The organism is Ruminococcus sp. CAG:330, assembly GCF_000437175.1.
GTDB lineage: Bacteria > Bacillota > Clostridia > Oscillospirales > Ruminococcaceae > Ruminococcus_C.
The window spans coordinates 6930-19984 of record NZ_FR898011.1 but is presented as its reverse complement, the minus strand read 5'-3'; the positions used below and the strand labels follow the sequence as shown (position 1 = coordinate 19984).

Sequence of the window (13055 nt, the reverse complement as noted above, 5' to 3'; positions counted from 1 at the left end):
AAAAGGAGAGATGACACATGGAAGAGAAAGACCTGATGGAAGGCGTTCTGCTGCTGGAAAAGGGTGTCTGCGATCTCTATCTGCACGGCACCATTGAATCCCCCACGCACAGCGTCCACCAGACATTCAGCAACGCCCTCAGCGATTCCCTCTGCATGCAGGACACCCTGTATGACCAGATGGCAGCCAAGGGCTGGTATCCCGCCCAGAACGCCGAGATGGCGAAGATCCAGGCAGTCAAGAAGAAATTCCAGTCTGCCGTACAGGGATAAGCGCACAAAAAGCCGCCGGAATCCGGCGGCTTTTTGCTGCCACTTGACACCGGCAGAACTCTATGGTATCATTGGTAACAGAACACCCAACCACGAGGAGGAATCTCATTTTGACTGTCTATCGGCTTTACATACCCCCACGTTCGCACCTGCCCCATGCAGCCGGCGTGCTCTCGGCGCTGCTCTGCTGCAACACCATCTACACCCTGATCTCCATGCCCCACTATACCCAGTACTGGGACTACTGGGCAACGCTGGCGGCGAGCCTGCTGCTGAGTCTAACGTGCTTTTTCGTCATCCGCCGGCGGCCGGAGCTGGTGCTGATCCCCGCCGGAGGGCTGGCGCTCATCGCCTGCTTCTCTCTCAATCTGGTGCACAGTATGGAGCTGGTGCTCTTCTTTCTGCTGCTGCTCCTCCTGCTGCTGCGGCTTCCCCGCTGGGCAGTTCCCCTGTTCCGAACCGCAGGCGTTCTGGCGGCAGCCATTGGCGTGCTGGACGTTCTGGTTCCGGTCTCCCAGCGCATCCGGCTGCTGGCACGCACAGGCCGTGCCACGGCGGACTTTGTGCTCCCGTTTCTCCTGCGCTCGCTCTGCGGCAGCGTGCTCTGCCTGCTGACGCTCCTGCTGCTGATTTTTGCCATGCGTCCCCACATCCTGCCCTCCTGGACAGATGCCAGCGACCGCTACGACCGCATCTGGGAGTGACCCCACCCATATGACATCCTGCCGCCGGATTTTTCGGAAATCCGGCGGCTTTTTTCATGTCCGCCGTAAAAGGACAAGCGTATTCACCAAAAGCACAATCAAAAAACAGCGAAAATTTGTAGCATTTCTCCCATTGATTTTTGCCGAAAAAACGAGTATACTAGTATATGATGCGCAATCGGCGTGAAAAAGACGGAGTTTTGGCTATGGTTACTCCTGCAACAACCATAAATATCATCAATGAGGAGAGAGATCCCCGGGATCTCATGGATACAAGTATGGCAATCAAAGTTGTAAAATTCGGCGGAAGCAGTCTGGCGGACGCAAAGCAGATTCAGAAGGCGGCGGCAATCATTCAGGCAGACCCCCAGCGGCGGTATGTCGTTCCCTCCGCACCGGGCAAGCGGTTTTCCGGCGACACCAAGGTCACCGATATGCTGTATGCCTGCTATGCACTGGCAGAGGCCGGCGTAGAATTTCAGAAGGAACTGGAGGCAATTCAGGCACGGTATGACGACATTATCGCCGGTCTGGGCATCCAGCTGTCGCTGGCAGACGAATTTGCAGTCATCGCAGAGAACTTCCGCAAGCGTGCCGGCAAGGACTACGCTGCAAGCCGCGGCGAATACCTCAACGGCAAGGTCATCGCCGCTTATCTGGGCTTTCCGTTCGTGGATGCTGCGGATGTCATCTTCTTCCAGCCCAACGGCAGCCTGGACGACCAGAAGACCGAGGAGGCACTGCGTGCCCGTTTGACAGACCTGGAAAATGCTGTCATCCCCGGCTTCTACGGCTGCGGTGCAGACGGCTATGTCAAGACCTTCTCCCGCGGCGGCAGCGATGTCACCGGCTCCATCGTTGCCGGCGCAGTCAAGGCTGCACTGTACGAGAACTGGACGGACGTTTCCGGTTTCTTAGTGGCAGACCCCCGCATTGTGGAAAATCCGGCAGTCATCCGCACCATCACCTACACCGAACTGCGTGAGCTGTCCTACATGGGCGCATCGGTGCTCCATGAAGCAGCCATCTTCCCGGTTCGTGCCGCAGGCATCCCCATCAACATCCGCAACACCAATGCGCCGGAAGAGCCGGGCACGATGATCGTACCGGACAGCTCCGACGAGGAGGTCAGCGCTTACACCATCACCGGTATTGCCGGCAAGAAACAGTTCACCTCCATCAACATCCACAAGGATCTCATGAACAGCCAGATCGGTTTCTGCCGTGACGTGCTGAGCGTACTGGCAGACCACCAGATTCCGCTGGAACACATGCCCTCCAGCATCGACTCCATGACCGTTATCGTGGACACCGAACACCTCAAGGGCATCGAGGAACAGATCCGCACAGAGATCATCAAGGCTGTTCAGCCGGACAGCATGGATGTGGAAGAAAACATCGCTCTCATCGCCGTAGTTGGCCGTGGTATGTGCCGGACACGCGGTGTAGCTGCCCGCATTTTCGCAGCGCTGGCACACGCCAGAATCAATGTCCGCATGATCGATCAGGGTTCCAGCGAGCTGAACGTCATCGTTGCTGTCAAGGAAGCCGACTTCGAACAGGCAATCCGCTGCATCTATGATATGTTCGTCAACTCTGTCGCAGAATAAGCGCAGCCTTTTTCCATCGAAAAACCGCAAATCCCCCGCACCGGAATGGTACGGGGGATTTTTTGCTGGAATGTGAGTTTCGCAGGCAGAACAGGGGCTTAGCCCATATTCGGGAGATCCTGAACCAGATGTACCAGGAACTTCAGCAATACCATGCTGTCATCGGCGCTCCGCTTGCCGTCGCCGTTGCAGTCGGCGTTGCGTGCTGCCTGCTCGTTCAGCGAAACCGTTCCTGCCACTGCCTTATTCAGCAATACAGCATCTGCCAGATCCACATCGCCGTCCAGATTGACATCGCCGTAGAATGCGCTGCTGTCAATGGAAATCGTGGTGGTAATCTTTGTGGTTGCCTTGGTAGTAGTCTTTGTAGTTGCCTTGGTGGTAGTCTTTGTGGTTACCTTGGTGGTAGTCTTTGTGGTTGCCTTGGTGGTAGTCTTTGTAGTTGCAGCCGTGGTCTGGGCTGTGGTTTCCGGTGCGGTCACAGGCTCGGTGACCGGTTCTGTTACCGGCTCGGTCACGGGTTCCGTCACCGGCTCAGTCACAGGTTCCGTCACCGGCTCGGTCACGGGTTCGGTGATGGGCTCGGTCACAGGCTCTGTCACCGGCGATTCTGTTGCAAGAACGGTTGTGGTGGTCGTTTCCTGCGGCGCATCGGTCACGATCGGTTCTGTTTCCACCACACGCTTGCCCACGGGGACAAACGTCCACGACTGGTCGCTGCTGGTGTTGACCTGCCACTCGATGACGTTTCCGCCGTTGTCCTTCGAAGCGCCGGACACGCCCACACCGCTGTGATCCCCGGAGATTTTAGTGAGAATCTGGTAGCTGCCGTCCGGATTCTGTACCAGCTTGAACTTCTGGGCATCGTTTTTCAGTCCTGTCCAGATCTCCATGTTGGTGCCGTCCGTTGTCTTGGCGCCGGTGACATCCAGATAATAGGTCTGCCCGTCGCCCAGGCGGGATATGATATAATAGTAGCCGTCGCCGGCATCCTCCAGCACCCAGCTGTTATGGCTGGCGGGTTCCGTTGCACCCCACTGCTGGACATTGGCGCCAGCCTCTGCGGTGCCGTTGGCAACTTCCAGATAGAGTCCGCTGTTCACGTTGATGATCTGATAGATCTGGCTGGTGTCGATCACGCTGCCCGGATTGGTCACCTCTTCCAGAATCCAGTGCTGGCAGGCGTTTCCGTTGCTCTCCCACTGCTGGACGTTAGCACCGCTGCTCTTGCTGGCATTCTCTACCTCCACGCAGGATTTCTTATCGGAAGCACCGGTGTAAATGGTATAGGAGCCGTCCTCGTTCAGGGAGAACAGGTACTGCTGCGCATACTCCCGGCTGCTCTTCGTCCAGAGCGCCAGATTGGTGCCGTTGTCCGCCTTTCCGCCGGAGGTATCCATGAGGTAGGTGATCTTGTCGCCCACCTGACTGTACAGATAATAGTATCCGTCGCCGGCAGACTTGACACGCCATGTGTTGTGCGCTGCTGCGCTGTCCGCACCCCACTGCTGGAGGTTTGCGCCGTTCTCAGCAGCACCGTTGGCAACTTCCAGATAGAGTCCGCTGTTCACGTTCTTCAGCATGTAGACTGCGCCCTCCCGCAGCGTCGCAGCTGTCGGCTCTGCCGGCGTGGGCGGTGTCGGCGGATCCACCGGTGCGGCGGTCTGTCCCAGTACAGTGACGTTGGGACGTGCCGGCAGCGGCTGGTCAGAGCCGAGGTAGAAGCTGGCGTGTGGCGGCTGGTTATAGGCAGTCTGCTGTGCCGAAACCTGTACCCGATACTGCGGGTCGTGCATCAGTGTCGTGATGCGGTAGTCCGTGTCGTAGGGGGTGCAGTAGATGCGGATGGACTTGCTGTCCGCCCCGCGGACAATGAGTTCCTCCCGCCAGTCGCCGAAGATGTCGGCGGACAGGCAGGGCGTGCCCTTGGTGGTGTTGCAGGTGTAATAGCCATCGGTGGTGAGCAGTGTGGTCAGCTTGCCGTCTGCGCCCATCTTGGAGATGGTGGCAGGGGAATCGGTGTAGCCGTCCAGAATCTCACGTTCCAGATCGCCGTCCCAGTAGGACAAAAAGTTGACTGCCGGTCTGCGGCAGCTGAGGGTGTTGCCGCTGCCGTCAAAGACATCGTTCCCCAGTCCCCAGAATTCTGCGCCGTCGTTGCCGGTCCAGACATTGTCCGCACAGCAGCGTCCCGTGTCTCCGGTGCCGTCCTTGTGGAAGAGGATCTTGCCGTTGGAGGCATCTACCAGCGAAACGCCGTAGGGCTTATCCTCGTGGCAGATCCACAGCTCCAGCCCGCTCCGACTGGGGAGAAGATCCCCCAGGTGCAGCGCATCGCCGTGTCCCTTGTTCAGACACCACAGCACCTTGCCGTTGTCGTCCAGACAGGTCGAACCTGTGATGATCTCCTGCTTGCCGTCGCCATCCACATCGGCAGCCATGCTGTTATGGTTGCCGTCGCCGTAGCCAGCAGCATTCTTGTCGTTGCCGGTGTCAAACGCCCAGCGCTTCACCAGCTTCTTATTGACTACGTCATAGGCGGTGGCAGTCATACGGGTGTAATAGCCTCGTCCGGTGACTACGCTGGGGTGTACGCCGTCCAGATATGCCACCGTGCCCCAGAACCGATCCACACGGTTGCCGTATCTGTCGCCCCACTTGGAAACTGTGCCGCGTGCCGGTTCATAGTTGACGGTGTCCAGCGCTGCGCCGGTGCTGCCGTCGAACAGGGTGTAGTACTCCGGTCCGGAGAGCACATACCCGCTGGAATTGCGGTAGTCCTTGGAGGCATCGCCGATGACTGTGCCCTTGCCGTCCACCGTGCCATCCGCCGTCTTGCAGGTCATCTCCGCCTTGCCGTCGCTGTCAAAGTCCGCCACAAAGAACTGGGTGTAGTGTGCGCCGGCACGGATGTTCTTGCCCAGGTCAATGCGCCACAGGCGTGTGCCGTCCAGCCGGTAGCAGTCAATGAAGACATTGCCGGTCTTGCCCTTCTGGGAGTTATCCTTGGAGTTGGAGGGATCCCACTTCATAAAGATCTCATAGGTGCCGTCACCATCCACATCGCCCACCGAGCAGTCATTGGGGGAATAGGTACAGCCGCTTCCTGTGGGCGGATCCAGATTCAGCTGAAAATAGCTCTGGTTGGAGATCAGGGCGCAGTTCTCCGAGGAAACCACCTTGCCGCCTTCTACGGTATCTACACGGTAGGCATCCGTACTCTTTCCGCCGGCATCCAGATAACAGGTGGATTCTCCGGCGTTGCTGGTATAGATCAGCATGTTGTTCCGGTACAGCTGGAACACGGCACTGTCCGAATCGTTGGCGAGAAACCGCCAGCTGACCAGCATTCCCGACCCTGTGTTGATGGCGGAGATTCCCCGGTTGAGATACTCCACCTGATTGGTTCCCGCAGCAGAAACCGTCTGCGACACAGCGGGCACAGCTGCACCCACCGATGTCAGACAAAGCACTGCGGCGGAGATCCATGCTCCGATTTTTCGCTTCATACAATCACCTCATAAAAAATTCCATTCCGACCGTTCCGCAGAGAAAAGGGCGCTCTGCGAAATGCCGTTCCTGCGCAGGAAAATTTTATCCCGCAATACTCTTATTATACTACACAAATTATACAGTGTCAATAAACAATATTTATGAATTTCATTGCACTTTTCACAGATAACGGGACGAATTCGCCCGAAAACGGGCAATATGTTCCTATGGGCAACCCGCACAAAGCTTACGCCATGCTGCCTGTATATTTCTCCCGTTTTGGCAGACAATAGCATCACCGCAGGAGAGCATTTCGCTTTCCCAGCATAAATCATGGAGGAGTCCGCCAATGAAAGCGACAGGAATTGTAAGACGTATCGACGATCTGGGAAGGGTCGTCATTCCCAAGGAGATTCGCCGCACCATGCGCATCCGGGAGGGCGATCCGCTGGAGATCTACACCAGCGGGGACGGCGAAGTTATTTTCAAGAAATACTCTCCCATCGGAGAAATGGGGGAGAGCGCCGCACAGGTGGCGGAAATCATGCACCGTCTGGCGGGATGCCCCGTTGCCGTCTTTGACCGGGATCACGTGGTGTCGGTCTCCGGCGCAGCCAAAAAGGAGTGGAACGCACGCCGTGTTTCTCCGGAGCTGGAGGAACTGATGGAGAGCCGCCGGCAGTACTTCGCCGATTCCGGCCAGCCGCATCTGCTTCCGGCAGAGGGCGTAGACCGCAGCGCAGTGGCATGCATGCCCATTATTTCCGCCGGCGATGTCACCGGCGCCGTTGCCTTTCTGGACGACGGAAAGGGCATGGAGATCAGCGACAGCCAGAAAAGCCTGATTCAGGCGGCATCGCAGTTTTTGGGACGGCAGCTGGAGGGATGACACTCCGCACCAGTTCCGCATAAGAGCAGTCAGGATGCACTGGCTGCTTTTTCGCATTTCCCGTCTTTTTGTTTCATTTTTTTCAATTTTTTTGAACAAACACGTTGACACCAGGAAATATCTATGCTATAATGAAAATATCTTTTTATGGCTGCACAGGATCGCAGTCAAATTTTTATGATATGAGGAGTATTACCATGATTTGTCCCAATTGCGGAAGCAACAACCCGGACGGCGCAGGATTCTGCCCGAATTGCGGAAAGCCCCTGCCTGCAAACGCTGTCCCCCCCGTTCAGCCGAACCCCACACCGCAGCAGCCGTTCAACTCTGCCCCCATCCCGCCCAACAACTACGGCGGTGCCGGCATTCCCCAGAGAAACCTTGCGCTGTGCATCATTCTCTCGTTCGTGACCTGCGGTATCTACGGTCTGTACTGGTTGTACACCCTGACTGAAGATGTCAACAAGCTGACCGGCGACCCCAATGCCACCTCCGGCGGTATCGTCATTCTGCTGAGTCTGGTGACCTGCGGCATTTACAGCTGGTACTGGCTGTATAAGCAGGGCGAACGTCTGGATCAGATCAAGACGGCCCGCGGCATTGCCTCCAGCAACTCCGGCGTGCTCTATCTGGTTCTGGGCATTGTCGGACTGAGCATCGTTTCCTGGGCACTGATGCAGAACGAACTGAACAATCTGGCTGGCTAAGAAACACGACAACCATACATGAACCCCTTGGGGCTGTGCTGACCGGCGCAGCCCTTTCTTTTTGGAGGAACACCCATGCGCAGACGCATCTCCCTCTGGCTCCGCCGCCATACCAGACAGTGCCGGTTCGCCGGCGTGGTACTGATGCTGGGAATGGCCTACTTTCTCATCACCCAGCTGACCCCTTTTCGCATCCCCTGCCTGTTCCAGAAGATCACGGGCTTCGCCTGCCCCGGCTGCGGGGTATCCCACTTCTGCATCCGGCTGCTGCATCTGGACATTCCGGGAGCTGCACGGGAAAATCTCGCCATTGCGGTTCTTGCGCCCATTTGGCTGGGGGCTGCCGTCATCCGCATGGTGTGGCATCCGCACTGGCTCGCCAAAAACAGCCGGGCGGAAAAGCTCCTGCTCTGGGGCAGTCTGGTTTTTCTGCTGCTGTTCGGCGTGATGCGGAATCTGCCCCATATGGAGTTCCTCCTGCCCTCCTACTTCCGGAAGGATGCGCCGTTCACCCTCCGTGCGCTGCTCAGGCGCTAAGCGGAACTTCCCCGCCTTTTTTCGAATATGATGAAACAAAAGAAATTGATGCAGTACTGCCTTTGCATAACCGCCCGGCACAGGGGCATACTACTGACAGAACAATTTTACACATCGGCCAAACAGACAAAAGGAGGGATTCCCATGCTCGTCAAGCGTGGCGAAATTTATTACGCAGATCTCAGTCCTGTGGTAGGTTCCGAACAGGGCGGCATCCGACCGGTACTTATTGTGCAGAACGACATCGGAAACCGGCACAGCCCCACCGTCATCGCCGCTGCCATCACCAGCCGCCGGGATAAGGCGAAGCTGCCCACACACATCGACGTGCAGGCAGCCACCTGCGGACTGACCAAAGACAGCGTTGTCCTGCTGGAACAAATCCGGACGCTGGACAAACGCCGTCTGAAAGACCGGATGGGAGAACTGGATACGCCCTCCATGACCAAGGTAGACCACGCATTGCAGGTCAGCTTCGGGCTTTCTCTCTCATAAACAAAACAGATAACCCAAATAGAGCCTGCCAGATTCCGCAGAGGATCCGGCAGGCTCTTCTATTATTTCTTTCAAATCCTTGCGTTATGCGCCGAACTGCACACGAAAAACGCTGGCAAGTCCCTCGATCTTCAGGCGCAGATCTGCCACGCCGGCATACGCTTTCAGCCTGACCGCATACGGATGGAAATCCTCCGGACTGCGGGACGGCGGAATCTCCACGCTGCCAAGCTCCTGCTCGCCGGCGAAAATCCGCACCGTTGCTTTGGCGCAGGGCGCTGCCGCCCACAATTCCGCAGCGGTGTAATTCTCAAACGCCGCCTGTGCAAAGACAAACTCACCGCCCAAGTCATTGGTGCAGCCGTACCAGTCGTTCTGTCCCTTGGAGAATTGCAGCGTTGTAGCGATGCCGGACTTGGTGTCGTAGTTCTTGCACAGCACCGGTGCGCCCAGATCCCGTGACGGAATGGTTTCGCCGTCCAGCGTCAGCTCCAGCTCCAGCCGGATGTCCGCAGAGGATGCCCCTGCCCGAAAGGCATAGCGTCCCTGCTCCATCACCATTTTCTCCCGTGTGACATCGTAGAACTCCAGCGCATGCTGCGGCACAAACAGCGTCACCGGACAGCACTCGCCTGCCGGCACATGCACTCGCTGGAACGCACACAGCTGGCGCAGCGGACGCTTCACCCGTGAGGTCAGCGCCTGCGCATACAGCTGCACAACCTCATCGCCGTCCCGCTCGCCGGTGTTCTCCACCGTCAGCCGGAACAGCACACCGCCCGCCTTTTTCTCAGCGGTCAAATTGGAATAGGCAAATGTGGTATAGGACAGCCCATGTCCAAAGGGGTACAGCACCTCCCCATCGTCATAGAGGTAGGTGCGGTTTGCCTGAATGATGTCATATTCCATGATGTCCGGCAGATCCTGCGCACTGCGGTACCATGTGATGGGGCAGCGTGCAGCCGGATTGTTCCCGCCCAGCAGCGTTTCCGCCACGGCGTTGCCCAGCTCTGCGCCGGCGTGAGTGGTATACAAAATTGCCGGAACCTGTTTCTGCACCTCGCCCAGCCCATAGGGATAGCTGGACACCACCACCAGAACCGTGTTGGGATTCGCCTGACGCACTGCCTCGATCAGCTTTTTCTGATGTGCCGGCAGTTCCAGATCGGGACGGTCGTAGCACTCCCGTGCCACCTGCATGGGGTGATTTCCCACACAGAGCACCACCGCATCCGCCTGCTTCGCCAGCGCCGCAGCCCGTGCTGCGCCGTCCTCCACGGAAACCAGCCGGAACTGCCGTGCGGCATCCGGCCGGGCATGGGGAACGGCGTGCAGTGTTCCGTCCGGCTGCACTGCCACATCCATGGGAATATCCTGCCAGCTGCCAAACAGCGTGGTGTCCCCATACGGCTCCGGCTTCAGCCACTCCCGAATGAACCACGCATAAGGCGTTGCACTCGTAGCACGGTAGGCGCCGTCCTCCGTCACATAGCGGTCGTTGCAGCAGGCATACAGGTTCATGCTGCCGAAATCCCAGTCGTGGCAGCGGAAGCGCTCCCGCTCGCCGATCTCCGCTGCGCTGGCATACAGCGTTCCATCTTCCGCCACAGTGCAGTACTTGCCGGTCAGCACAGACCGCACGGCAACCACGTCATAGCCGTCATCGAAGAGCACCTGTTCTGTGCCCAGACGCTGCCGCAGTCCGTCCCGAATGTTCACCCCATAGGAGGCGACGCCGGTGTACCAGTCCCGATAGTTCTCTGCGCCAAGCGGGCCGATGACTGCCACTTTCTGTCCCTTCTGCAATTGCAGGGGGAGAATGCCGGTGTTGTGGAGCAGACACATCTGCTCCATGGCAGCGCACTGATTCACCGCACGGTGGATGGGGGTGTCGGTTTCCGCCGGCTCTGTATTATAAAGGCACGCATCGCCGTCAAACTCGCCCAGCCGGAACCGTCCCAGCATGGAGCTGCCCACTGCACGGTCGATGTCCTGTTCGGTAATCAGTCCCCGATCCAGCGCATCCCACGCAGCAGCAGCCACAGCGTCTTCGTCATCCGTCATCACATCGCAGCCGTTTTTCAGGCAGGCAGCCAGCGCCTCGGCATGGGTGGCAAAGGCGTGGTGCATCAGGACGTTCTGCGTGAAATCGGCGCTGTCTGTGACGACGAATCCCAGATGCCACTGGTCTTTCACCACGTGCTGCAAATCCGGATTCATACACGCCGGCACACCGCTCAGCTCATTGTACGCTGCCATCATGGAGTCTGCACCGCCACGCACAACAGCGCCCTCAAAGGCACGGTAATAATACTCGTGAAGGGTGCGGGGCGTCACGTTGGCGGAGCAGCTGCCACGGTTTTTCTCGTTGTTGTTGGCGCAGAAGTGCTTCAGGGCGGGGATCGTCCGGCGGTAGACGGGGTCTTCCCCTGCCATGCCCTGTGTATACGCTGCCGTCATCTCGCCGATGAGAAACGGGTCTTCACCGTAGCCCTCTTCTGTCCGTCCCCAGCGCGGGTCACGCTCCGGATCTACCGTAGGTCCCCACAGCATGAGGTGGCTCTTGGGGTCTTTCCGCTGGTAGAAACGTGCCTCCTCGCCGGCGATTTCTCCCAGCTGGTACATCAGCGACGGGTCAAAGGTAGACGCCATGCCGATGGGCTGCGGAAACACCGTAGAGGGTTCCTCCGGATCCCGTGAGACATAGCCCCGTGCCACCTCGGTGCCGATGTACCACTCCCCGATGTCAAGACGGGGAATGGGCAGCTGGTGGGTGGAGAGCAGTCCGATCTTCTCCGCCAGCGTCAGATGCGCCAGCAAGTCCTGCACACGCTCCTCCATGGGGAGGGAGATATCCTGAAATTTCCACATGTTATCACCTTTTTTCCGCAGCGGAGTCCGCCGCTTTCTTTTTTTGCCGCAGCTGCCGGAAAAAGTCTTGCAGCACCGCCGCACAAGTGCAGCACCGCCGCACAAGCCGGCTGCAGCATGCCCTCCATCACCTGCGGTTTCCAGTTATAGGGCAGCTCGAACATCTGCTCCACGGAGCAGACGGCACCGCCCTTGGGGTCCCGTGTCCCGAAGATCACCTGATCCAGCCGGGCATGAAGAATGGCGCCGGCACACATCGGGCATGGTTCCAGCGTCACATAAATTGCGCTCTGCAGCAAACGCCACCCGCCCAGCGTCCGGCTCGCCTGCCGGATCGCCAGAATCTCCGCATGGGAGAGGGGGGATTTTGCCGCTTCCCGGCGGTTATAGCCCTCGCCGATAATTGCGCCGGTGGGCTTATGCACTACCACAGCACCCACCGGCACTTCACCCTCCGCTGCCGCCAGCTCCGCCAGTTCCAGCGCACGCTCCATGTACCGCACCTCCGGCTCGTAAGGTGTCTGAATTGCCGGCAGCATCAGAACACCACCTCGATTACCATGAGCACCAGACACAGCCCGAACGTGATAGCCAGCGGGCCGGAGCGCTGGAGGACAACAAGGCGCTGGCGTGGCGAGAGGTAATGCTTCTGGGTCACCAGTCCGCATCGTTTCCGTGCCGGATTGGTGAACAGCACCATGCCCACAAGGCCGACCATTAGCAGCCCCACCAAAAACCACGGGCGATAGATGTACATCCGGTGGCTGGGCTGAATCTCCATGAGGAACAGCACCAAAAGGATCACACGGCAGGCAATGCGGTTGAAAATCGCCGAAAGCAGCGAACCGCTGCGCAGCACGGCACAGCCGGCAATGACGGAAACCACAAATTCCATGAGCACCGTCACCGGACTATGGGCAGCGCACACCGCCAGCATCGAGGTCACAGCAACAGCATACCAGTCCCCGAACTGCCGCAATACGTGGAACACCTCGCCGTGGAGCATGATCTCCGTCAGCGCCGTCACGATCAGCAGTTCATACAGCATGTAGATCATCTGGTAAGCCGGACTCATGTAAGACACGGCATAGTAAGCGTTCCCCAGTGCGCTGTAGCTGATGATGTTGACCGAGGAGAACAGCAGCCAGATGTTGGACACGGAAAACGCTGCAATGGTGATGAAAAACGATGACAGCATCTCCGCCGGCACATAAGGGCGAAGCTGTGCGCTCACACTGCGCGGCATGCGGAAAAAGTGGTGGAAGATCAGAATCGGCACCAGATATTTCAGCAGACTCTCCGCCATGAGAATCAGGAGCACGGCGGTCTGGTTGCCGTAGAGAGTGTTGTCGGAATAGGTATAATTCACATCAATACCAATCAGGTGGAACACGCCCATGAGCACCACGCTCAGCAGGTTCTCAATCAGCAGATAGCACAGCATTGCCACACCGATCACCACGTTAATACGCACCATG

The 13055-nt window shown here is 58.1% G+C and carries 11 protein-coding genes; 7 read left to right on the top strand and 4 right to left on the bottom strand.

The annotated features are described in order from the left end of the window. Nucleotides 1–17: 17 nt before the first annotated feature. The 3 genes from QZL66_RS02335 (at nucleotide 18) to QZL66_RS02325 (ending at nucleotide 2586) form a co-directional block, all read left to right on the top strand. Nucleotides 18–272: a spore coat protein gene (locus QZL66_RS02335; protein WP_022410155.1), complete on the top strand. Its 255-nt coding sequence runs from the start codon at nucleotides 18–20 to the stop codon at nucleotides 270–272. Between the two features lie 110 nt (nucleotides 273–382). Continuing rightward, the gene (locus tag QZL66_RS02330; RefSeq protein WP_022410154.1) at nucleotides 383–976 is read left to right on the top strand and encodes a hypothetical protein; all 594 of its coding nucleotides are present in this window, start codon (nucleotides 383–385) and stop codon (nucleotides 974–976) included. 278 nt (nucleotides 977–1254) lie between these two features. Next, nucleotides 1255–2586, top strand: coding sequence for an aspartate kinase (locus tag QZL66_RS02325; protein ID WP_293601784.1), 1332 nt, complete (start codon nucleotides 1255–1257; stop codon nucleotides 2584–2586). Nucleotides 2587–2684: 98 nt separating this feature from the next. Here the strand turns inward: QZL66_RS02325 and QZL66_RS02320 are convergent, their stop codons facing one another. Further along, on the bottom strand, nucleotides 2685–6095 hold the full coding sequence (locus QZL66_RS02320; protein WP_022410152.1) for a rhamnogalacturonan lyase family protein: 3411 nt from the start codon (nucleotides 6093–6095) through the stop codon (nucleotides 2685–2687). Nucleotides 6096–6427: 332 nt separating this feature from the next. Here QZL66_RS02320 and QZL66_RS02315 point away from each other — a divergent pair, with 332 nt between their 5' ends. From QZL66_RS02315 to QZL66_RS02300, 4 genes are all read left to right on the top strand, one after another. Further along, complete coding sequence (locus tag QZL66_RS02315; protein WP_022410151.1) at nucleotides 6428–6967, top strand: stage V sporulation T C-terminal domain-containing protein; 540 nt, start codon at nucleotides 6428–6430, stop codon at nucleotides 6965–6967. A gap of 197 nt (nucleotides 6968–7164) precedes the next feature. Then, complete coding sequence (locus QZL66_RS02310; protein ID WP_022410150.1) at nucleotides 7165–7674, top strand: DUF4234 domain-containing protein; 510 nt, start codon at nucleotides 7165–7167, stop codon at nucleotides 7672–7674. A gap of 75 nt (nucleotides 7675–7749) precedes the next feature. Further along, complete coding sequence (locus QZL66_RS02305; RefSeq protein ID WP_022410149.1) at nucleotides 7750–8211, top strand: DUF2752 domain-containing protein; 462 nt, start codon at nucleotides 7750–7752, stop codon at nucleotides 8209–8211. Between the two features lie 144 nt (nucleotides 8212–8355). Continuing rightward, complete coding sequence (locus QZL66_RS02300; RefSeq protein WP_022410148.1) at nucleotides 8356–8706, top strand: type II toxin-antitoxin system PemK/MazF family toxin; 351 nt, start codon at nucleotides 8356–8358, stop codon at nucleotides 8704–8706. 84 nt (nucleotides 8707–8790) lie between these two features. Here the strand turns inward: QZL66_RS02300 and QZL66_RS02295 are convergent, their stop codons facing one another. From QZL66_RS02295 to QZL66_RS02285, 3 genes are all read right to left on the bottom strand, one after another. Further along, the gene (locus tag QZL66_RS02295; protein WP_293601783.1) at nucleotides 8791–11577 is read right to left on the bottom strand and encodes a glycoside hydrolase family 3 C-terminal domain-containing protein; all 2787 of its coding nucleotides are present in this window, start codon (nucleotides 11575–11577) and stop codon (nucleotides 8791–8793) included. Next, nucleotides 11511–12116 (bottom strand): nucleoside deaminase, encoded by a 606-nt coding sequence (locus tag QZL66_RS02290; protein WP_022410146.1) that lies wholly within the window; start codon nucleotides 12114–12116, stop codon nucleotides 11511–11513. The genes QZL66_RS02295 and QZL66_RS02290 overlap by 67 nt, the downstream gene beginning before the upstream one ends. After that, nucleotides 12116–13055: type II CAAX prenyl endopeptidase Rce1 family protein (locus QZL66_RS02285; protein WP_022410145.1), on the bottom strand; the 940-nt coding region annotated here is incomplete at its 5' end. The genes QZL66_RS02285 and QZL66_RS02290, both read right to left, overlap by 1 nt.